The sequence below is a fragment of the Arthrobacter jiangjiafuii genome (assembly GCF_018622995.1).
Lineage (GTDB): Bacteria > Actinomycetota > Actinomycetes > Actinomycetales > Micrococcaceae > Arthrobacter_B > Arthrobacter_B jiangjiafuii.
Map to the genome: position 1 here is coordinate 1,275,537 of NZ_CP076022.1, position 20,565 is coordinate 1,296,101.

The window sequence follows — 20,565 nt, forward strand, 5'->3', positions numbered from 1 at the left end:
GCAGGTCCCGTCCGGTTTCCGGACGGGACCTGCTGCTGTTACAGCATGCTCATCTGCCGTGGAACAGCCGCCGCCGTTTTGCGAGCGGTTCCCGGGCAGGCGAGGGATCACGCCGGATCTCAAGGCGTTCAAGTTCATCAAACGGCACCTCACCGTGCCAGGTGCCCCGGTCAACCCGCCCGAACTCCGGCATGGACTCAATCGTCGGGCGCAGACGCTCCGAAAACCTGCTGATGTAGCCACTGATGCGTCTGCTGGACGGCAGATAGAGGAGAGCTCCCAGCTCCACGCCGTGCCACTGTGCAGTGCTCTGGCAATCAAAGACCTCGTCGGCTTGGCTGCGGTCGATCACCCGGGTGAGTTCAGTGCATCCCGTGCGCCAGGGGTGGGGTGCAAGCCGCCATTCGGGTCCAGGCATGTCCCCGTCGCCGCTGATGAGCGTCACCATGTCATTGCGCTGGCCGCTTCCCGGGAAGTTTCCAAGGCGACACGCGTACAACGCGCCTTGGAACCGCGCGAAAGTGCCGTATAGCGGCAATCCGCCCGGCAGGAAGGGCTCCCCTTGCGCATGTGGCGTGTCGTCGGTCATGGACACAGCCTGCCACGAATGAGCACCTGCCTCGTCCACGGTAGGTGCCCCTGGCGGTTCCCATCCGTGGGTCGTTGATACTGGCAGCAGGATCGCTGGTCCTGATTCCCGGGCTTTCCGGCTATGGATTATGCGCGGCCTCGTCTGGATCGCTGCCGCCGACAGCGCTGCGGCGCCTGGCCCGCCGCCACAACACAAACCACCCCGTCGCCAGAGCCAAGCTCACGACGGACATCACCAGCTGGAATGGGTCTCCGTCGCCTACAGGGAACAGCCAGATGGCCAGCCAGCCGAGGCCCAGTGCGAGCCAGGCGAGGGCCAACGCCTGCGGACTGGACAACCTACGCCGCTTTGGTGGTGTTGCCTGGCGGGCTGCGTCTGGCCCCTTTTCGTCATCCATCGGGCCACCCTAACTGAGCATCAACGGTGTTAGCGTTCAGTGGTGCATTCTGTGGAGTACGGTTCCGGAACCCCGTTGTTGCTGATCCATGGCTTCTGCCTTGATCACCGCTTGCTGCTCGGGCTGGACCCCGTTTTTGCCGCGGGAGGGTGGCGGCGTGTCTACCTTGATCTGCCCGGCATGGGACGGTCCGCCGCGGGACCCGGGATCAACGGCTCCGATTCCGTCGCGGAAGCCGTTGTCGACTTCGTGCGCAAGACCTTTGGACAAGAGAAGTTCGCGGTTCTGGGTAACTCCTTTGGCGGCATGATCGCCCGGCAACTTGTGGCCGAGTTCGGTGACCAGATCCTGGGCCTGGCGCTGCTGTGCCCGGTGGCAGTGGCGGAGCACAGCTCACGTGATGTCCCTGCGCAGACCGTACTGCACGCGGACCCGGTCCTGTTGGCAGGCCTGGACCAGTGGGAAGCGGCGGAGTACCAATCCATGGCAGTTGTCCAGTCCCCGGAAAACTGGATACTTTTCCGCGATGCCGTGCTGCCCGGGCCACGGGCCTTTGACCCGGCCGCCATCGAGAGAATTTCCTCCACCTATTCCCTCGCCGTGGAGCCCGAGGCCCGATCAGCGCCGTTCCCTGGACCGACGCTGATCATCACGGGCCGGCAGGACCACGTCGTCGGGTTCCGGGACCACCTCGCCCTGCTGGACCACTACGTCCACGCCACTTTTATCGTCTTGGACCGTGCCGGGCACAACGCCCATTTGGATCAGCCCGAGCTCACCGAGGCCCTTCTCGCCGAGTGGCTGGGACGCATGGTGGAAAAGCTGGCAGCCACCCCCAGCGAAACCCTGCTTCACTGAGCGGGTGCGTCCGGGCAGGCCTGCCTCGTTGATGACAGATCCAGCGGTTTGAGCAGCGAGGAGAACCCGCGCTGCCTGGACTCGGCGCAAAAGTCCAGGGCGCCGTCATACTCGACGTGCAGAACGGCTTTCCCCGCCTGGGTAAAAGGTTGGTACAGGTCGCATTCGTCATAGCGGACGCATTCCTCGTTCACGGCGAAGTCGAAGTGGTCCACGAGTTCGGGTATCTGGTCGACGTCGTTCTTCAGCCCGACCGACAGTCCGCGGGCGTGCGCCAACTCTGCCACTGCCCGGTTGTAGGCCAGCTGGTCCGCCGCCGTAAGCGGAAAGCCCGTCTCGTTTAGGTACCCGTCGACGTTATCGGGTTCGACGGCGTCGAAGCCCTTGGCCGCACAGATGTCCATCCGGGCCGCCATGATCGGCAGGAGAACGTCCCTGCGGCGGATATCCAGCCAGCGTTCGTCCGGCCAGCCGTCCATGACCGCGCCGCGGGTTGATACCGGAAAACCGCCGGCGTCGCTCCGGAAATCCTCCCAGGAGCCGACGGAGAGGTAACAGACGGTATGCCGTCCCTGCTGCTTCAAAGCGGCGACTTCCGCTGGCGAGGTTGTTTCATAGTCGACATCGAAAATCTCTGCATCGACCGCGAGGTCCAGGGTGCCGCTGAGCTGCCACTGCCAGCTGGCAGCCGGTGCGGGCCGCCAATACGGGGCGTCGGCGACGGGCCGTTCCGCAGGCGATGCTGCGGTACCAGCAGCCGGGAAACCAACTGCCGGGGCGCCGGCCGGGGCACAGGCGGCCAGCGTCAGGGCGAGAAGTCCTGTTCCGACGCCCCACCAGAGAGCCCTCAACGGCACGCCGGGGAAAGTCCTGCCCGGAGGCGGTCGGAAACAGCCGTTGGCGGCCCCAGCCAGGGATTAGGCAGCGAGCGATCGGTGGCAAAGACATGACCGGCCCCGTGCTCGGCCGCAGTACGGCAGATGTCCGTCGTCTGCTCCGGAGCGCAGTCGTACACGAGATGCCACAGGCTGGACGGCGGGACGTCGCGTGCCCACCCAGGGTGCTTGAACCGTGCGTAGTCCGCCGCGGTTCCCTCGAAAACAGCAGTGACATCGAACAAATCCAGATGCGCGGGCGAGGGGAACACCCCCGGGTTGGCAGCAAGGAAGGTGACTCCTGCGGCTCGGGCGGCCGCTGCGTATTCGGCGCACCGGGCCAGGCTCTGCGCAGACGTGGGAAGCTCATCCAACATGATTCCGCCTATCCGGTAGAGCCTTTGCCAGAGCGCAATCTCACGGGCAACGACAGCCACGGGCCGGTTGCCGTAGTCCACCGCCACATAGCCTAGCGTCCGGACACGAGTGAGCCCGGCCATGGCATCCGGATAATATGAATTCTCTTCAGCGCCCGGACCATTGTGGACATTGACGACGGCGAACGAGACATCCCGGTGCTGAGCGGCGAGCCAGGCCCAGTCCTGGGGAGCTGCTGCGGGATGCACGTACCAGGGAACCGCCAGCCGGGCCATCCTCATGCGTAGGCCCGCGGGTCCGATACCCGAGCCAGAAGCACCACGATGCCCGCGACCAGGAAGACCATGGCCACGAGCATGCCGGGGATGTCTCCGAGCGTTACCCAGACCGCTGAGGAGAGGAAGGCTGCAGCGGCAAAAACCACGCCGCCGCGGGGCAGGCCAAAGGCTGCCAGTGTTGTGGCGGTCGTGGCCAGGGCGCTAAAGGCAGCGGCGACAATCACCGTTGCGGCCGCCCTGTGGTCCTCGACCATGAAAACGACAACAAGGATCGAGACAGATCCGGAGATCACCACGATTGCAGCCGACATCGCCATGGTGAGGGACCGTGCGTGCCGGGCCGCGTGGCGGAGCAGGGGCGTTCGGTTGGAGGACCACAACAGCCTTTGGCGCATAAGGACCAGGGCTGGATCGGTGGCTGCGGCGGCGACGACGGTCGCCACGACCAGGGCCGTTCCCTCCCATGCAGGTAGCCGGATGAGCGCTATGGTCAGGGCAGCAGCCAGGAATCCGGCCTGGGCAGCCGGCGGAAGGGCAGCCCGCAGGTCGCCCGGATCCGGGGTTCGAGGTTCGCTCACCGTCCGCAGGTGTTTGGCCAGTGCCCCGGTGACTGCCGCGATGGCGAGGATGGCCAGGGTCAAGACGATTGCCGGGGCGGCCTGATGTCCCAGTGCCAGCGCCAGGAGCACTGCTGCAACGGCGATCGCCAGGACGGTGAGGAGGAACCGGGACCGACCCAGGATGACGAGCATCGACACCACGCAGGAGTACCAGCACCAAGCCATGATGAGACCGGCCAAGGTTGCGTCGTGACGCGGCAGAAGTAGAAGAACTCCCAGAAAGCCGGCAAGGCCGAGCATGATGAGCAAAGCCGCCCCGGTACCGCGGGCGATGCCGCGGTCCAGCTGGCCTGCCCCCGCGTGCGCCCAGACGATGCCGGAGATCGATTGCCCGACGACCCAGGCGCTGATTCCGGCAATCAGGACTTCGCGGGTGTTCGTCGCCATGACAGTTGCGGTGAGACCGCCAAGCACGGCACCGAGGATGAGGACAACGGCGCGGCAGACGGCATCGAGCAACGCAGCCCGCCCCAACCATCCCTGGAGTATCGGCGACGCCTGCGCCGGCTCCCGTACTACCTGCACGAGCGATTGTGCATATTCGAAGACATCGGTCGCACCATGGCGCCGGCGCACCGTGCGGTCGCTCAGGCCGGAGGCTTCCAGCCGCGCCGTGATTTCGAGCGCGTCGACGGCGTCGAAAGCAAGACGGTCATTAGCGAAGACCGGAAGCGACTCACCGGAGGCGGGCACCACGACGCTGTCGGCGCTCATGCCGACAACTCCAAACCGCTGGTCGCGGCAAGCGGGGACGCAGCTTCGGCCAGCCGCGAGGCCAGGCTGGGGACGGGTTCGAAGGGCCGCCGGGCATACGCCGCGGCGTATGCCTCCCGATACTGGGTGAGGCAGCGCTCCAAGGTGAATTCGGTGAGCGCCCGCTGTCTAGCAGCGGCACCCATGGAGGCGCGCAGCTCGTGGTCGCACAACAGGGTGACACAGGCCTCCGCGAATGCCACATGATCGCGGGCCGCAACAAGCATCCCCGTGCTCTGCTGCTCGTCGAGGCATTCCGACACGCCCCCGACGTCGGTGTTGACCGTGGCGCGTCCGCACATCATGGATTCAATCAAGGTAAACGGCAGTCCTTCCGAAACGCTGGAGAGCGCCACCACGTGGCCGGCTTGGATCGCAGGGCGGCTCCCTTTACTCGGGCCTTCCCAATGCACTGCATCGGCGACGCCGAGAGTCTGGGCCAGAGCCACCAGAAGTGCCTTGTAGGCAGCGTTCTCTGCAGGGGTAGGGCCGAAGATGCGCAGCTGTGCGGCCGGCACCCGCTCCCGAACCAGGGCAAACGCAGATATGAGGGTCTCCAGGTCCTTGAGGGGATCAATACGCCCCACAAAGCTAATGGTCGGTACCGCGGGTTCGCTGGTGACGGGCGGAAACTTTGCGGGGTCGACACCGTTGGAAATGGTGTGGATCCGGGAGGGGAGGGCCCCCAGTCTCCGTTCCCACCGGGCATTGAACTGATTCACGGGGAGGACGAGATGGGCGTGCACATGAACCACTTGGCAGAGCCTGCGCAGGAAGGCCGTTACGGTGCGCCGCACCGGCCAGGACAGATTGGCCCCATGCAGTGCCAGATAGCGCTCGCGGAGATACACGCCGTGCTCCGTCAGCAGGATCGGGGTGCCGTGCCGCCATGAGTGAGCGAGCGCAACCAGCGATGAAGGACCGTTGCTGGAGGCATGGATGACATCCACCTCTCCCAGATGATGGTCGATGAGGGCAAGGGCACGGTCCACAATTCCCGCAGCCATGACGGCGTCAGCCACAGACATTGGCGCTTCGCCCGCAGCCGGGGAATGGCGGGACCAGGCGTTGAGGATGGGGGCGACCGATCCCCGGGCCGCCAGCGAGTGGGCCAATCCGACTCGGTCACTGATGCCGACGAGCTGCAGCAAAGCGTTGCTGGTCCGGCCAACCGGATCGTCGCCGTCCGGGCCCAACGCGGCATCCCACAGTTCAACGAGTGCATCCTGAGTGGTGTCGATCCATTTCCGCCGCCTTGGACCGGGGCGGAGCGGGGACGCCGTAGCCCCCCACACCGGGATCATGCGCACTGCGCGGACATTCGGGGGTACTTCCCAAACCGCCTTGCTGACGCCGCTGCCGGTCAGGGCCACGACGTCAAAGGTGTAATCGGGCAGGCCGTTCAGCAACTGATCACACCAGGTGCTGACCCCGCCGGTGACGATTGGATAGGTTCCTTCGGTAATCAGAGCTACCTTCACACCGCGGTCTTCGGCTCGCGGGCGAGCCCGGGGCGGCTTCACGCTCCCACACGGAAGTGGGCATGGGACTTGGAGGTTGAACGCGGCATTTCGAGACCTTCTAATGGATCGACGGGACTGAGACACCATTAGATAGGCCGCGGTTGGATGGTTCACGAGTAGCAACTACGCGGTCAGTACGCTCGCTGGATGCAACCTACGTATTGACAGCCATGCTTGCCCTTCAGCACGACCCATCCCGAGAAAACTACTCAGTCGCCGGGAACTGCCACTACCCGGGAACCCCGGCCTGCGGGCACCAGGAAGAGGAGCCCGCCGCTCTCCTTACGGAAGCAGCAGCACCTTGCCCGTGGTCTTCCGCCCCTCCAGGTCCTCCTGCGCCCGTGCGGCCTCGGCCAGCGGATAGGTGGCGCCGATCCGGACGTCCAGTGAACCGTCACGGACCATCTCAAAGAGCTCATGCGCCCGCCACTGCCGTTCCTCCGGAGTCAGCAGGTAATCGCCCAGCGTGGGCCGGGTCAGGTAAAGCGAGCCCGCCGCATTGAGCCGTTGGATGTCGAAAGGCGGCACCTGTCCCGAGGCGCCCCCGAACAGCACCAGCATGCCCCGCCTGCGCAGGCTGGCCAGGGAACCGTCAAACGTCGCCTTCCCCACGCCGTCGTACACCACGTCCACGCCCCTGCCATCGGTCAGCTGCCGGACCTCGTCGGCGAACCCCTCGTAACCGAGGGTGTGGTCGGCTCCGGCGCCGCGGGCCAGCTCCCGCTTCTCCTCGGAGGAAGCGGTGGTGATGACGGTGGCACCCTTTGCCTTGAGCAGCTGGATCAGGAGCAGCCCGACGCCGCCGGCACCGGCGTGCGTCAGGACCGTCTGGCCTTCCTCCACATTGAAGGTGGAGTTGCACAGGTAATGGGCGGTCATGCCCTGCATCGGCAGCGCCGCGGCAATCTCGTTGCCGACGCCGTCCGGAACGGGCAGTGCCTTGTCCGCTTCCATGATGGTGTATTCGGAGTAGGTGCCGCCGCCCTCCGCAGTGGCCACGCGGTCGCCTTCACGGAAGTTGGCCACGTTCAGTCCCACGGCAATCACGGTCCCTGCCGCTTCCACGCCGGGAATGAACGGGTACTGCATAGGGTAGATGCCGCTGCGCTTGTACGTGTCAATGAAGTTCACCCCGACGGCGGCAACCCGCACCAGGAGTTCGTTGGGGCCGGGCTCGGGCAGCGCCACGTCTTCGAAGCGCAGGATTTCGGGACCGCCCGGGGCGGGGACCACAGTAGCTTTATGCATGGAACGTCTCTTCTGTCGCAGGCATCAATGTCGCTGCCATCGTAGGGCAGCAGCCCGGAACGGCGCACCGCGCATCCGTTCTGTGGACACTGCGGACAGGGAAATCGGCACCCCGCGTCATGAATGCATAATTATGAAGGTGTCTGCATAAAACTGCTGTAGGGTGAAACCATGACCATTTCAGTTGCTGTCTCAGGAGCCTCGGGCTACGCCGGAGGTGAAGTCCTGCGCCTGCTGACGGGGCATCCGGACGTCACCATCGGTGCCATTACCGCGCATAGCAATGCCGGGTCCCGCCTGGGTGAACTGCAGCCTCATCTGCATGCGCTCGCAGACCGCGTCCTCGTGGACACCACGGTCGAGAACCTCGCCGGACACGACGTCGTTTTCCTGGCGTTGCCGCACGGCGCCAGCGCGGCGATTGCTGCACAGCTGGATCCGTCGGTCCTGGTGATCGACGCCGGAGCCGACCACCGGCTCCAAGACCCGCTGGCCTGGGAAAAGTTCTACGGTTCCCCGCACGCCGGCTCCTGGCCCTACGGCCTGCCGGAACTTCCCGGACACCGCGACGGACTCAAGGGTGCCACCCGGATTGCCGTTCCCGGTTGTTATCCCACGTCCTCGCTGCTGGCCCTGGCACCGGGTTTCACCGCCGGCCTGCTGGAGCCCGACGACGTCGTCATCGTTGCTGCCTCCGGTACCTCGGGTGCGGGGAAGGCAGCGAAACCCCACCTGCTCGGGTCCGAAGTCATGGGCGGCATGAGCCCCTACGGCGTGGGCGGCGGGCATCGCCACACTCCGGAAATCGAACAGGGCCTCTCCTTGGCGGCCGGCGAATCCGTTGCCGTCTCCTTCACGCCCACACTGGCGCCCATGGCGCGTGGCATTCTTACCACTGCCACCGCCAAGGTACGTCCCGGCGTTACAGCCCAGCAGCTCCGTGCTGCGTGGGAGGACGCCTACGCCGGCGAGCACTTCGTCCGGCTGCTTCCCGAGGGGCAGTGGCCCGCCACGAAGATGGTGGTGGGCTCAAACTACGCCGCGCTGCAGCTGGCCTATGACGCCCACGCCAACCGCGTGATCGTCAGCTGCGTGATCGATAACCTGAACAAGGGCACCGCCGGCGGCGCGGTGCAGTCCATGAATATTGCCCTCGGTTTGGAAGAAACCGCCGGACTGACAACGCAGGGAGTCTCACCGTAATGAGCACCACCAACAACAGCACCGGCATCACCGCTCCGGCCGGTTTCCGGGCAGCCGGTATCACCGCGGGCCTGAAGGCCTCCGGCGGCCGCGACATGGCACTGGTGGTCAACGACGGACCGTCCAAGGCAGCAGCCGCCGTGTTCACCCGAAACCGGGTTGCCGCGGCTCCCGTCCACTGGTCGCGGCAGGTCATTTCCGACGGCCGGGCCGACGCCGTGATCCTGAACTCCGGCGGCGCCAACGCCTGCACCGGACCGCAGGGCTTCCAGAACACGCACGCCACCGCGGAGAAGACAGCCGAGGTGCTCGGCCTTTCCGCGTCAGACGTCGTCGTCTGCTCCACCGGACTAATCGGCGAACAGCTGCCGATGGAGAAGATCCTGCCCGGAGTCGCGGCAGCCGCCGCAGCCCTGGCAGCCGACGGCGGTGCAACCGCAGCCGAAGCGATCATGACCACGGACACCGTTTCGAAGCAGGCGGTGTTTACCGGCAGCGGCTACACGATCGGCGGCATGGCCAAGGGCGCCGGCATGCTGGCGCCCGGCCTGGCCACCATGCTTGTGGTGCTGACCACCGATGCGCAGCTGCCCGCTGCCGATCTGGACGCCGCCCTGCGCGCCGCCACTGCCGTCACCTTTGACCGCACCGACTCCGACGGCTGCATGTCCACCAACGACACAGTGGTGCTCATGGCCTCCGGCGCCTCCGGAACCGCTCCGGCGCTGGAGGACTTCACCGCGGGCCTCACCGAGGTCTGCCATTCCCTGGCCCAGCAGCTGATCACGGACGCCGAAGGCGCGAGCCACGACATCGCCGTCACCACCGTCAACGCCGCAACGGTGGCCGATGCGGAGACGGCCTCCCGCGCCGTCACCCGTTCCAACCTCTTCAAGACTGCCATCTTCGGCAACGACCCCAACTGGGGCCGCGTCCTCTCCGCCGTCGGCACCACCGACGCCGCGTTTGAACCGGACAAGCTCAACGTCAGCATCAACGGGGTCCAGGTCTGCCGCAACGGCGGCATCGGCGATTCCCGCGACCTGGTGGACCTCACCGGCCGCCAGGTTACAGTGGAAATCGACCTCAATGCCGGAGTCGAAAGCGCCACCATCTGGACCAACGACCTGACCACGGACTACGTCCACGAAAACTCGGCGTACAGCAGCTGATCGGGGACATCATGAGTACATCCACACAGGCCCAGGATCCGGCCAAGACACAGGCCCAGACCCAGGAACAGCTGGCCGCCCAGGACAAGGCCGCAACCCTCATTGAGGCGCTGCCCTGGATCCAGCGGTTCGCCGGCTCCATCATGGTCATCAAGTACGGCGGCAACGCCATGGTCAACGATGAGCTGCGCCGCGCCTTTGCTGAAGACATCGTCTTCCTGCACCACGTGGGCGTCCACCCCGTCGTCGTGCACGGCGGCGGCCCGCAGATCAGCGCCCTGCTCGAGCGCCTGGGCATCAAGTCCGAGTTCAAGGGCGGACTGCGCGTCACCACGCCCGAAGCCATGGACGCCGTCCGGATGGTCCTCACCGGGCAGGTCGGCCGCGAACTGGTCGGCATGATCAACGCCCACGGCCCCTACGCCGTCGGCCTCTCCGGCGAAGACGGCGGCCTGCTGCAGGCCGTTCGCACCGGCACCATTGTCGACGGCGAAGAAGTGGACCTCGGGCTGGTCGGCGAGGTGACCGGAGTGAACCCCAGCGCCATCATCGACCTGATCGAAGCCGGACGGATCCCCGTGATCTCCACCGTCGCTCCGGAAATCGACGACGACGGCGGCCTCACCAGCCAGGTGCTCAACGTCAATGCCGACACCGCCGCATCCGCCCTCGCCGTTGCGCTGGGTGCCTCACGTCTGGTGGTCCTCACCGACATCGAGGGCCTCTACTCCAACTGGCCGGACCGGACGTCGCTGATTTCCGCGATTACCGCCGGGGAACTGCGCGAGATGCTGCCGTCCCTGGAAGCCGGGATGATTCCCAAGATGCAGGCCTGCCTGGCAGCGGTCGACGGTGGTGTGGACCGTGCCGCCGTCGTGGACGGCCGGATGGCCCACTCCATGCTGCTCGAGGTCTTCACCACCGCCGGCATCGGCACGCAGGTAGTTCCGGAGGAAAAGGCATGAGAAACCAGGCCCTGAGCGGACAGACCAGCCCGCTGACCGCACCTTCCGGGTTGGACGCCGATGCCGCCCTCGCGGAACTCACGGGTTCCTCCGAGGACTGGCTGCGCCGCTACGGCTCCTCGCTGATGGGTGTCTTCGGCACGCCGCAGCGCGTCCTGGTCCGCGGCAACGGCTGCACCGTCTGGGATGCCGACGGCAAGGAATACCTTGACCTGCTGGGCGGGATTGCGGTCAACGCCCTCGGCCATGCGCACCCGTTCCTGACCTCGGTGATCAGCAGCCAGCTGGCCACTCTCGGCCACGTCTCCAACTTCTTCACCAGTCCCACTCAGGTGGCACTGGCCGAAAAGCTGCTGGCGCTCTCCGGCGCACCGGCCGGGTCGAAGGTCTTCTTCGCCAACTCCGGCACCGAAGCCAACGAAGCAGCGTTCAAGCTGGCCCGCCGCAACACCGGAACCGTCAGTCCGGACGGCGCGGTGCAGCGCACCCGGATCATCGCCCTGGACGGCGCCTTCCACGGCCGGACCCTTGGCGCGCTGGCCCTGACGGCCAAGAAGGCCTACCGCGAACCGTTTGAGCCGCTGCCCGGGGGAGTGGAGCATGTGCCCTTCGGCGACGTCGAGGCCCTCCGCACGGCAGTGGATGAGACCGTTGCCGCCGTCTTCATCGAGCCGATCCAAGGGGAGGCCGGGGTCCGCCCGCTGCCTGAGGGCTACCTGCAGGCGGCCCGCGAGATCACCGCTGCCGCCGGTGCCCTGCTGATCGTGGACGAAGTCCAGACCGGCATCGGGCGCACCGGAAAGTGGTTCGCCTCCGAAGGGGTCCTTCCGGACGCCATGACCCTGGCCAAAGGCCTGGGCGGCGGGTTCCCCGTCGGAGCGCTGATCACGTTCGGCGAGACGACGTCATCGCTGCTCTCCGCCGGCCAGCACGGGACCACCTTCGGCGGCAATCCGGTGGCCACCGCTGCCTCGCTGGCAACGCTGCACGTCATCGAATCTTCCGGACTGCTGGCCCAGGTCCGGGATATGGGAGCCCATCTGCGGGCCGCGCTGGCAGCGGTTCCCGGCGTCGCCGAGGTCCGGGGCGAGGGCCTGCTTATAGGGTTTGACCTCGATCCCGACACAGCGCCGGCACCCGCCGGCGGCACGGCCGGCACCGCACCCGCACCCGCCGCCGTCGCACCCGCACCCGCCGCCGTCGCACCTGCACCCGCCGCCGTCGCACCCGCTCCCGCCGCCGTCGCCGCTGCGCTGGAGGCAGGCTTCATCATCAACGCCACCGGCCCGCACACGCTGCGCCTGGCTCCGCCGCTGATCCTGACCCGCGACCAGGCCGACTCGTTCGTGAATGCACTGCCGGGAATCCTGGCGGCAGCCCGCGCTACCGGAACCACCGGAAAAACAGAAGGACAATCATGACCCGCCATTTCCTGATCGACACCGACCTCACCCAGGCCGAACAGACCGAAGTGCTGGACCTTGCCGATGTCCTGAAGAAGGACCGCAACAAGTACCAGCCCTATGCCGGTGCTGCTACGGGCCGTAAGACCGTTGCCGTTATCTTCGATAAGACCTCCACCCGCACCCGGGTGTCCTTCGCCGCCGGCATCGCCGATCTTGGCGGCGTTCCGCTGATCATCGGTGCGGGGGAGTCCCAGCTTGGCCACAAGGAAAGCGTTGCGGACACCACCAAGGTGCTGGAGCGCATGGTCTCCACCATCGTGTGGCGCACGTACGCCCAGTCCGGGCTGGAAGAGATGGCTGCGAACTCAGCGGTTCCGGTCATCAATGCCCTGTCCGATGACTACCATCCGTGCCAGCTGCTGGCTGATCTGATGACCATCCGTGAGCACAAGGGCAAGCTCGCCGGTCTGACCCTGACCTATTTGGGGGACTGCGCGAACAACATGGCCAACTCCTACCTGCTCGCCGGCGTTACCGCAGGCATGCACGTCCGGGTTGCTGGGCCGGTCGGGTACCTTCCGGATCCGCTGATTGTCGACGCCGCGGCCGCCCGTGCCGAGGAGACCGGCGGATCGGTGATGATCACCACCGATCCGGCCGAGGCGCTGGCCGGTGCCGACGTCGTCGCTACCGACACCTGGGTTTCCATGGGCCAGGAGGACGAAAAAGCGGCCCGCTCCGAGCTGTTCCGCAGTTATGCCGTGGATGCCGCAGCGATGGCTCAGGCCGCGGATGACGCCGTCGTCCTGCATTGCCTGCCCGCCTACCGAGGCTACGAAATCGCCGCCGACGTGATCGACGGGCCGCAGTCAGTGGTGTGGGACGAGGCCGAAAACCGGCTGCATGCGCAAAAGGCTCTGATGGTGTGGCTGATGGCCCGCTCCGGCCTCACCGGCGTTGCGGAGGGCAAGTCATGACGATGCCCGCCACTAAAACCGCCCGGCAGGCGCGCATCCGCTCCCTGCTGACCAGCCTGTCCGTCCGTTCCCAGGCCGAGCTGGCCGCGCTGCTTGCCGACGACGGCGTCCAGGTCACCCAGGCCACGCTGTCCCGCGACCTCGTGGAACTCGGTGCGGTGCGCATGCGCGGCAAGGAGGGAATGCTGGTCTACGCGGTCCCGTCCGAGGGAGGCCAGCGGGCTCCGCAGTCCGGTGTGACTCCGGAGGTCCTGGACGCGCGGTTGGCCAGGCTCTGCGGAGAATTGCTGGTTACCGCCGAAGCCTCAGGCAACATTGTGGTGCTGCGGACTCCGCCGGGAGCAGCGAACTTCCTGGCCCTGGCCATCGACCATTCGGTGCTCCCCTCGATTCTGGGCACCATCGCCGGTGATGACACGGTGCTTATGGTGACCCGGGCGCCCGACGGCGGTGCCGACGTCGCGGCGCGTTTCCTGCGTATCGCCGATGAGGCCACCGCCACCGGGCAGGCTCCGGACAGCCGCATCCTGTAGCTTCCCGCTCCCGGAGTTTCCCCATCCCGTGCGGCACCGGCAGCGATTGCGGTACCGCCCCCACAACTTTCCACCTACCTTCATCAATAGGCAGCCTGCAGAGGCTGCGCAAAACGCAAGAGGAGCATATTTCGTGAGCGAACGCATTGTTCTGGCCTACTCCGGTGGCCTTGATACCTCAGTAGCCATTGGCTGGATTGCCGAGGCAACCGGCGCCGAAGTGATCGCCGTGGCAGTCGACGTCGGACAGGGCGGCGAGTCCCTGGAGACCATCCGCCAGCGTGCCCTGGCCTGCGGCGCCGTCGAAGCCTACGTTGCAGATGCCCGGGACGAATTCGCCTCCGAGTACTGCATGCCGGCCCTGAAGGCCAACGGCCTGTACATGGATTCCTACCCCCTCGTCTCCGCCCTGTCCCGCCCGGTGATCGTCAAGCACCTCGTGGCAGCGGCCCGCCAGTTCGGTGCCACCACCGTCTCGCACGGCTGCACCGGCAAGGGCAACGACCAGGTCCGCTTCGAAGTCGGCATCCAGACTCTGGGCCCGGACCTGAAGTGCATCGCCCCGGTCCGCGACCTGGCCCTGACCCGCGACAAGGCCATCGCCTTTGCCGAGGAAAAGAACCTGCCGATCGTCACCACGAAGAAGAACCCGTTCTCCATTGACGCCAACGTCTGGGGACGCGCCGTGGAAACCGGCTTCCTGGAAGACATCTGGAACGGCCCCACCCCGGACGTGTACGAGTACACCTCCGACCCCGCCGCCGGCCTTGCCGCCGACGAAGTGGTCATCACCTTCAAGGAAGGCATTCCGGTGGCCATCGACGGCAAGCCCGTCACTCCGCTGCAGGCCATCGAGCAGATGAACCTCCGCGCCGGTGCCCAGGGCATTGGCCGGATCGACATTGTCGAAGACCGCCTTGTGGGCATCAAGAGCCGCGAAATCTATGAAGCTCCCGGCGCCATGGCGCTGATGGCTGCACACCGCGAGCTCGAAAACGTCACGGTGGAGCGCGAGCAGTCCCGCTTCAAGAAGACCGTGGGCCAGCGCTGGACCGAACTGGTCTACGACGGCCAGTGGTTCTCCCCGCTGAAGAAGTCCCTGGATGCGTTCATCGACGACACCCAGAAGTACGTCTCCGGCGACATCCGCATGAACATGCAGGGTGGCCGTGCCGTGGTGACCGGACGCCGTTCCGATACCTCGCTGTACGACTTCAACCTGGCCACGTACGACACCGGCGACAGCTTCGACCAGTCCATGGCGCGCGGCTTCATCGAGCTGTTCGGCATGTCCTCCAAGGTGGCCTCCGGCCGCGACCAGCGTGTGGCAGAAGGTAAGTAGGAAATGAATCACGGCAAGCCGCCGGTTGACGCAACCGGCACCGGATCAGCTGGCTCCACCGTTCAGGGCGCCTTGTGGGGTGGCCGCTTTGCCGGCGGTCCCGCTGATGCCCTTGCGGCGCTGAGCAAGTCCACCCACTTCGACTGGCGGCTTGCCGGCTACGACATTGCCGGCTCGCGGGCCCATGCCCGTGTGCTGCACACCGCCGGGCTGCTCGACGACGCCGAACTGGCGGGCATGCTCTCCGCTCTGGATCAGCTCGACGCCGATGTCCGCTCGGGTGCCTACGCTCCCGCGGAGTCGGATGAGGATGTTCACGGCTCCCTGGAGCGCGGGCTGATTGAGCGTGCCGGTCCGGCCCTGGGCGGCAAGCTCCGCGCCGGCCGGTCCCGTAACGACCAGATCGCCACGCTGGGCCGCATGTACCTGCGCGACCATGCCCGCATCATCGCCGCCGGTGTTCTGGCGACTGTGGATGCCCTGGTGGAGCAGTCCGAAAAGCATTTGGGTGTGGCCATGCCCGGCCGCACCCACCTGCAGCACGCCCAGCCGGTATTGCTTAGCCACCACCTGCTGGCCCATGCCTGGGCGCTGCTGCGCGATGTGCAGCGCCTGATGGACTGGGACAAGCGTGCCGCCGTGTCACCGTACGGTTCCGGCGCCCTGGCCGGATCTTCGCTGGGCCTGGATCCGAACGCTGTCGCTGCCGAGCTGGGTTTCGACTCAGCGGTCTGGAACTCCATTGACGGCACCGCTTCCCGCGATGTCTACGCCGAGTTCTCCTGGGTTGCGGCCATGATTGGCGTTGACCTGTCCCGGATCAGCGAGGAAATCATTATCTGGGCCACCAAGGAATTCTCCTTTGTGACCCTGGACGATGCTTTCTCCACGGGATCCTCGATCATGCCGCAGAAGAAGAACCCCGATGTGGCCGAGCTTGCGCGTGGCAAGGCCGGCCGCCTGATCGGTGACCTGACCGGACTGCTGGCCACCCTCAAGGGGCTGCCTCTGGCGTACAACCGGGACCTGCAGGAAGACAAGGAACCGGTCTTCGACGCTGCCGACACTCTGGAGGTCCTGCTTCCGGCTGTATCCGGCATGATTGCGACCCTGACGTTCAACACCGAGCGCATGCAGGCACTGGCACCGCAGGGCTTTGCCCTGGCTACCGATATTGCCGAGTGGCTGGTCCGCCAGGGAGTTCCGTTCCGCGAAGCGCACGAGCTCTCCGGTGCTGCCGTTAAGCTGGCCGAGGGCCGCGGGGTTGAACTCTGGGATCTGACGGACGAGGACTATGCCGGGATTTCCGAGCACCTGACTCCGGAAGTCCGCACCGTCCTGAGCACCGAAGGTTCCCTCGGCAGCCGCAGCGCCCAGGGTGGTACGGCACAGTCCGCAGTGGAGCAGCAGCTGGCGGCGCTGAAGCTTGAAGTGGATAAAGCGCGCAGCTACATCGCGTAGCTCGGGACAGTCGGGACTGCCGGGTATGTCCGGATTGCCCGACGTGTGAAGTACCGAACCGCACTAGGCGGTGCCCCGGTGGGAAGCTTTCCCGCTGGGGCACCGCCTTTGCTGTCGGCGGCTCTGCTCCGCACCAATCTGTCGCACGCGCCAGATCCATGGCTACCCTTGGCCCATGAGCGACTCCTTCCGATTAGTGCTGCGTGCCCTGCCGGATTTTCCTGACGACCTTCCGGGGTTTGACCCCGGTTCGGCGCCCGCCGATCCATCGGTTCTGTTCCGTTCCTGGCTGGACGAGGCCCTTGCAACGGGTGTCCGCCAGCCCCATGCGTTCTCCCTGGCGACAGCTGATGCAGCCGGGAACCTGTCCTCCCGGATGCTCATCCTGAAAAACCTGGACGACGACGGATGGCACTTCGCCACCTCCCGCACCTCGCGCAAGGGGCGGGAACTGTCGGAGAATCCGCATGCCGCCATGAACTTCTACTGGGCGGAAATGGGTCGGCAGATTCGTCTGAGCGGAACCGTGGTGGAGCTCTCACGAGCTGCTTCGGAGCGTGACTGGGAGGAGCGGCCTGCTGCGGATGGCGCCGGGAATCCGGAGTGGCAGCTCTACGCGCTGCAGCCGCGGGAGATTGAGTTCTGGCAGGCAGACCCGGGCCGGCAGCATATCCGTCACCGTTATGACCTTTGACGCCGCCCGCCGCCTCAGGGCTCCGGCGCTCTGCCGCTGCCGCACTTTAGGCCCGATCACCCCTACAGTGGGTCCATGACTGGTCTCCCTGATGTCCCTGGTTCCGCTGTCCCTGGTTCTGCTCCCGCCTCTTCGGTGCCCAAGCCGGGACCGCGTCCTGGCCCCGAACAGCTGGTATCCCTGCTGGACGAGGCGGCTTCGGCTTTCCGGGAGCATCTTGTCCCGCTGACCGATGCCGACGTCCGGGCTCCCTCCGGTCTTCCTGGTTGGTCGCGTGGCCATGTACTGGCACATGTGGCCGGTGTGGCCGATGGCATGGCTCGGCAGCTCGAATACGCCGCCGCCGGCGAGACCATCGATTTGTACGACGGCGGTGTCGATGGCAGGAACCGGGCCATTGAGGAAGGATCGGTCCGGAGTGCCGACAGGCAGCGGGCTGATCTGGACACGGCACTGGACCGTGCACTCGCCGCTTTCCACCGGTTAGGGGAGTCGGACTGGGACGTTCCGATCTCCTACCGTGACGGCATCGTCCGCGATGGGGGACTTGCCCTGTGGCGCGAACTCGTCATCCACCTGACGGACCTCAACGTGGGCGTCGAGGCCGATGCCTGGACACCGCTGTTTTGTGAGCATCTTTTCGGTTTCCTGGCAGCTCGGGTTCCCTCCGATCTGCGGTTGAGTGTCCAGCCGTTCGGTATGGCACCGCGGATTCTTGCCAGTACCTCTGAGGACGCTGCCACCGCTGCCACTGCCAGGTCCCGAACGGTATCTGTCAACGGCATGGCAACGGACATTGCTGCCTGGCTGGCCGGCCGGAACCCGAATCTGGGTAGCCTGCGTGCCGAAGCCGCAGCCGACGGAGTGGAGCTTCCGGCACTTCTGCCCTGGCCGTCAGCACTGCCGGCCAAGTAGGGGGCGGGTGAATCGAGCAAGCAAGCATCCGGACCGGACAAGTGGGATCCGCAACAGGAAAAGTGGGCTTCCGAAACGGTCGAGTAGGCGTTTGGACCGCTTTAGCCGCGTGACGAACAAGCTGTCGGAAGGCCCGATGCGCTGAAGCATCCGGACCTATCAGTCCACACTGCCGCCCAGCATCAGCTGCCGGCGTCTTAGAACGGTGCCGGATCGTCCTGGTCCTTTCCTGATCCAGTGTCTTCTCGGGAAAACACAGTGGCCAGAGGAACTCGCCCGACGGATGGCCGTGAGCCCGCAGCCGGATGGTCAGCTGTCCGGTCTTGTGGTGAGAGCGTGAGCTCCGGTTGGGTCGAGTAGTGCCGGCCCAGCGGGGTGGTCTGCTTCCGCGCGGGAGGTTCCGGTGCTGCAGCCGGGGAACCGACAGGTCTGGTCTCGCGCCTGCAGCCACCGCCGCAGTCCGGCCGGCACTTTACGTCGCCGCCCCACGCCCAGAATCTGACCCGTGGCCCGGTCCTGGACCAAGCCGGTCCACCGCAGCGCGGTGCGGGCGAGCCGGCGGGCGGCTTCGGCGGTGATGGGCCCGTAGCCGGCCAGCTCGGCCGGAGCATCATCGGCGCCGAAGAGTGTGTCGGCGTTGATCAGGACCATGATTTCCGCGACCGTACCCGGTGGCAGCGACGGAAGATCATCGCCATCGTCAGAGTCGGTACCGCCAGAGCCAATATCCTCAGAGTCACCGCCGGCACCTTCATGGTCAATGCCCGCGTGAGCCCCGGTGCCCGCGTGAGCCCCGGTGCCCGCGTGAGCCCCGGTGCCGGAGTGAGCACCGCTACCGGGGGCAGCACCGATCCAAGGTTCGGGAGTGTGCAGGAGCAAAGACGCGAGGATGTCGGTGCGCAGCTGGTCCAGACCGCGCGGGTCGCCCTGAGCCTGCTCTCCACGGGCGGCTCCGGTGAGCGCACCATAGATCTGCTGGCCCTGGGCCGCGGGAAGGCAGGCGGTCAGGTGTCCCATCCCGTCGGGTTTGGGTTGGAACCAGACCCTGCGCTGCTCGAAGGCGGTCCGGTGCCGGACCGGAATGCTCTGCGGAAAGCTCCGTTCGCGCAGTCTTCGGGCTTTCCGGGTCAGCTGTGCGTTGGTGAGCTCCGGTGCCAGAGTGAGCAGTTCCTGCTCAAGGGCCGCAGCGGCACCGGGCGGAAACAGGAGCGCAGCCTCGTCATCTGATTGATCCTTCAACTGCCCGGCATCGTCAGGGTCGTTCTCAGGCTCAGCCCCGTCGCCAGAGTCACCGGCATCACCCGAGGCCGCGCCAGCCACAGGTTCGGGGTTCATCAGCGTTCTGGTCTGGTCCAGGATGGTCCGGGCCTGGGCCAGAGTGATCGCCCCGGTTTCCAGCTGGTGCAGGGTCTCGGGGCAACGGATGCACAGGTCGTCGGCTTCCTCGACCAGAGCCATGGCGGTTCCCTCGGGAATCCGGAACAAGGTAGCGATCTCCGTGGCGGTGAGACTGAACGCCAGACTGCGGTCGGCACCCCGAAAACGGGAACCGGCACCTGCTCGAGAACGGGCTGCCGGGCCCGGACCAGGACCTGAGGGTGCGCCGCCGTCCGTCTCGCCGCCGTCTGGTTTGTCTCTGTCGGCGTTGCTGGCTGCCCTGCGTTCCGCTTCCTCGGCATCACGCTGCCGGTCGAAGCGGTCGAGTTCGTCGATCATGAGCAGGTGCTGGCGGTGCACCAGGCGCACCTTGGCCGCAGCGGCCCAGCCTTCCAAAAGCCGTAAATCCTGCAGTGCGGCACCTGTCAGCTCCTGGTCGAGGGCGGATGCACCGCGCAGGCCGAGGGATCCGGTAAATCCCTTGAGGAGAGCGCCTTCCGGAGCCTGCAGAGTGGCAACAGGACCACGGCGGCTCGTACGGAACGTCATGCACTCGCTGGCAGCGCAGCCGGCACGCGCGCCACCGCAGCCGCCGCCGTCGTCCTCCAAGGGGGTGGAACGGGAGCCTGAGGCCCACAGCGGATCGAACGGGATGGATCCGGGCGGCCAGCATGGGTCCGGCGGCTTTGGATCGGGTGGCCAATCGGGATCGGGTGGCCGGTGGGGATCGGGCGGCTGTGTGTCCCACACCGGATCCCACCCCTGAAATCCATCGCGCCAGGCAGCGTCAGGTGGAGGGTTGATTCGTTGGCCAAACGTCGTTGTTGTGTCCATGAACACATACTTTCAACCACCACCGACATTTCCGCCGCCGATCATCTCCGCAGGTCAAACGTCAGATTTAGCAGCTTGAGGACGCTTAGCACCGGAAGCCCGGCTGCCCAGGCACCCTTCGGCCACACGTACCTGCCGCAGTCGTTCTTGGAACAGGTGCCTGA

At 66.2% G+C, this 20,565-nt stretch carries 19 protein-coding genes; 11 read left to right on the forward strand and 8 right to left on the reverse strand.

All coding sequences use genetic code 11. The annotated features are described in order from the left end of the window. Nucleotides 1-49: 49 nt before the first annotated feature. A complete protein-coding gene (locus tag KKR91_RS06030; RefSeq protein ID WP_210230650.1) occupies nucleotides 50-589 on the reverse strand; it encodes a hypothetical protein in 540 nt (179 codons plus the stop codon). Between the two features lie 121 nt (nucleotides 590-710). Next, a complete protein-coding gene (locus tag KKR91_RS06035; RefSeq protein ID WP_210230652.1) occupies nucleotides 711-929 on the reverse strand; it encodes a hypothetical protein in 219 nt (72 codons plus the stop codon). Nucleotides 930-1,031: 102 nt separating this feature from the next. Here KKR91_RS06035 and KKR91_RS06040 point away from each other — a divergent pair, with 102 nt between their 5' ends. Then, nucleotides 1,032-1,847, forward strand: a complete 816-nt coding sequence (locus KKR91_RS06040) for an alpha/beta fold hydrolase (RefSeq protein ID WP_210230654.1) — start codon at nucleotides 1,032-1,034, stop codon at nucleotides 1,845-1,847. Here KKR91_RS06040 and KKR91_RS06045 read toward each other — a convergent pair. The 5 genes from KKR91_RS06045 to KKR91_RS06065 form a co-directional block, all read right to left on the reverse strand. Further along, complete coding sequence (locus KKR91_RS06045; protein ID WP_210230656.1) at nucleotides 1,841-2,704, reverse strand: endo alpha-1,4 polygalactosaminidase; 864 nt, start codon at nucleotides 2,702-2,704, stop codon at nucleotides 1,841-1,843. The genes KKR91_RS06040 and KKR91_RS06045 overlap by 7 nt on opposite strands. Next, nucleotides 2,695-3,381, reverse strand: a complete 687-nt coding sequence (locus tag KKR91_RS06050; RefSeq protein WP_210230658.1) for a spherulation-specific family 4 protein — start codon at nucleotides 3,379-3,381, stop codon at nucleotides 2,695-2,697. The genes KKR91_RS06045 and KKR91_RS06050 overlap by 10 nt, the downstream gene beginning before the upstream one ends. Next, nucleotides 3,378-4,712 carry a hypothetical protein gene (locus KKR91_RS06055; protein ID WP_210230660.1) on the reverse strand — a complete coding sequence of 445 codons (1,335 nt, stop codon included), beginning with the start codon at nucleotides 4,710-4,712 and terminating at the stop codon, nucleotides 3,378-3,380. Before KKR91_RS06055 ends, KKR91_RS06050 begins: the two co-directional genes overlap by 4 nt. Continuing rightward, a complete protein-coding gene (gene pelF / locus KKR91_RS06060; protein ID WP_210230661.1) occupies nucleotides 4,709-6,232 on the reverse strand; it encodes a GT4 family glycosyltransferase PelF in 1,524 nt (507 codons plus the stop codon). Before pelF ends, KKR91_RS06055 begins: the two co-directional genes overlap by 4 nt. A 324-nt stretch (nucleotides 6,233-6,556) precedes the next feature. Then, nucleotides 6,557-7,522: a quinone oxidoreductase family protein gene (locus tag KKR91_RS06065; RefSeq protein ID WP_210230662.1), complete on the reverse strand. Its 966-nt coding sequence runs from the start codon at nucleotides 7,520-7,522 to the stop codon at nucleotides 6,557-6,559. A 171-nt stretch (nucleotides 7,523-7,693) separates the two neighbouring features. Here KKR91_RS06065 and argC point away from each other — a divergent pair, with 171 nt between their 5' ends. From argC to KKR91_RS06115, 10 genes are all read left to right on the forward strand, one after another. Then, the gene (argC, locus tag KKR91_RS06070) at nucleotides 7,694-8,725 is read left to right on the forward strand and encodes an N-acetyl-gamma-glutamyl-phosphate reductase (RefSeq protein ID WP_210230663.1); all 1,032 of its coding nucleotides are present in this window, start codon (nucleotides 7,694-7,696) and stop codon (nucleotides 8,723-8,725) included. Beyond that, on the forward strand, nucleotides 8,725-9,897 hold the full coding sequence (gene argJ, locus KKR91_RS06075; protein WP_210230664.1) for a bifunctional glutamate N-acetyltransferase/amino-acid acetyltransferase ArgJ: 1,173 nt from the start codon (nucleotides 8,725-8,727) through the stop codon (nucleotides 9,895-9,897). The genes argC and argJ overlap by 1 nt, the downstream gene beginning before the upstream one ends. Before the next feature lie 11 nt (nucleotides 9,898-9,908). Further along, nucleotides 9,909-10,862, forward strand: a complete 954-nt coding sequence (gene argB / locus KKR91_RS06080; protein WP_210230665.1) for an acetylglutamate kinase — start codon at nucleotides 9,909-9,911, stop codon at nucleotides 10,860-10,862. After that, a complete protein-coding gene (locus KKR91_RS06085; RefSeq protein ID WP_210230666.1) occupies nucleotides 10,859-12,283 on the forward strand; it encodes an acetylornithine transaminase in 1,425 nt (474 codons plus the stop codon). The genes argB and KKR91_RS06085 overlap by 4 nt, the downstream gene beginning before the upstream one ends. Beyond that, nucleotides 12,280-13,245: an ornithine carbamoyltransferase gene (argF, locus tag KKR91_RS06090; protein WP_210230668.1), complete on the forward strand. Its 966-nt coding sequence runs from the start codon at nucleotides 12,280-12,282 to the stop codon at nucleotides 13,243-13,245. Before KKR91_RS06085 ends, argF begins: the two co-directional genes overlap by 4 nt. Before the next feature lie 2 nt (nucleotides 13,246-13,247). Beyond that, nucleotides 13,248-13,778: an arginine repressor gene (locus tag KKR91_RS06095; protein ID WP_237686570.1), complete on the forward strand. Its 531-nt coding sequence runs from the start codon at nucleotides 13,248-13,250 to the stop codon at nucleotides 13,776-13,778. Nucleotides 13,779-13,911: 133 nt separating this feature from the next. Continuing rightward, complete coding sequence (locus tag KKR91_RS06100) at nucleotides 13,912-15,120, forward strand: argininosuccinate synthase (RefSeq protein ID WP_210230671.1); 1,209 nt, start codon at nucleotides 13,912-13,914, stop codon at nucleotides 15,118-15,120. A gap of 3 nt (nucleotides 15,121-15,123) precedes the next feature. After that, a complete protein-coding gene (argH, locus tag KKR91_RS06105) occupies nucleotides 15,124-16,581 on the forward strand; it encodes an argininosuccinate lyase (RefSeq protein WP_210230672.1) in 1,458 nt (485 codons plus the stop codon). 175 nt (nucleotides 16,582-16,756) lie between these two features. Beyond that, entirely contained in the window at nucleotides 16,757-17,275 is a 519-nt protein-coding gene (locus KKR91_RS06110; RefSeq protein ID WP_210230675.1) for a pyridoxine/pyridoxamine 5'-phosphate oxidase, read from the forward strand. 75 nt (nucleotides 17,276-17,350) lie between these two features. Then, complete coding sequence (locus KKR91_RS06115) at nucleotides 17,351-18,190, forward strand: maleylpyruvate isomerase family mycothiol-dependent enzyme (protein WP_210230676.1); 840 nt, start codon at nucleotides 17,351-17,353, stop codon at nucleotides 18,188-18,190. Between the two features lie 309 nt (nucleotides 18,191-18,499). On the opposite strand, the gene KKR91_RS06120 is transcribed toward KKR91_RS06115, so the two are convergent. Beyond that, nucleotides 18,500-20,116, reverse strand: coding sequence for a DUF222 domain-containing protein (locus KKR91_RS06120; RefSeq protein WP_210230678.1), 1,617 nt, complete (start codon nucleotides 20,114-20,116; stop codon nucleotides 18,500-18,502). Nucleotides 20,117-20,565 lie beyond the last annotated feature (449 nt).

Excerpts from the sequence above, each read along its gene's own strand:
- KKR91_RS06030 (WP_210230650.1), bottom strand. The coding sequence starts at position 589 with ATGACCGACGACACGCCACATGCGCAAGGGGAGCCCTTCCTGCCGGGC.
- KKR91_RS06110 (WP_210230675.1), top strand. The coding sequence starts at position 16,757 with ATGAGCGACTCCTTCCGATTAGTGCTGCGTGCCCTGCCGGATTTTCCT.
- argB (WP_210230665.1), top strand. The coding sequence starts at position 9,909 with ATGAGTACATCCACACAGGCCCAGGATCCGGCCAAGACACAGGCCCAG.
- argH (WP_210230672.1), top strand. The coding sequence starts at position 15,124 with ATGAATCACGGCAAGCCGCCGGTTGACGCAACCGGCACCGGATCAGCT.
- KKR91_RS06095 (WP_237686570.1), top strand. The coding sequence starts at position 13,248 with ATGCCCGCCACTAAAACCGCCCGGCAGGCGCGCATCCGCTCCCTGCTG.
- argC (WP_210230663.1), top strand. The coding sequence starts at position 7,694 with ATGACCATTTCAGTTGCTGTCTCAGGAGCCTCGGGCTACGCCGGAGGT.
- argJ (WP_210230664.1), top strand. The coding sequence starts at position 8,725 with ATGAGCACCACCAACAACAGCACCGGCATCACCGCTCCGGCCGGTTTC.
- KKR91_RS06050 (WP_210230658.1), bottom strand. The coding sequence starts at position 3,381 with ATGAGGATGGCCCGGCTGGCGGTTCCCTGGTACGTGCATCCCGCAGCA.
- argF (WP_210230668.1), top strand. The coding sequence starts at position 12,280 with ATGACCCGCCATTTCCTGATCGACACCGACCTCACCCAGGCCGAACAG.
- KKR91_RS06085 (WP_210230666.1), top strand. The coding sequence starts at position 10,859 with ATGAGAAACCAGGCCCTGAGCGGACAGACCAGCCCGCTGACCGCACCT.
- KKR91_RS06065 (WP_210230662.1), bottom strand. The coding sequence starts at position 7,522 with ATGCATAAAGCTACTGTGGTCCCCGCCCCGGGCGGTCCCGAAATCCTG.
- KKR91_RS06055 (WP_210230660.1), bottom strand. The coding sequence starts at position 4,712 with ATGAGCGCCGACAGCGTCGTGGTGCCCGCCTCCGGTGAGTCGCTTCCG.
- KKR91_RS06120 (WP_210230678.1), bottom strand. The coding sequence starts at position 20,116 with ATGACGTTCCGTACGAGCCGCCGTGGTCCTGTTGCCACTCTGCAGGCT.
- KKR91_RS06115 (WP_210230676.1), top strand. The coding sequence starts at position 17,351 with ATGACTGGTCTCCCTGATGTCCCTGGTTCCGCTGTCCCTGGTTCTGCT.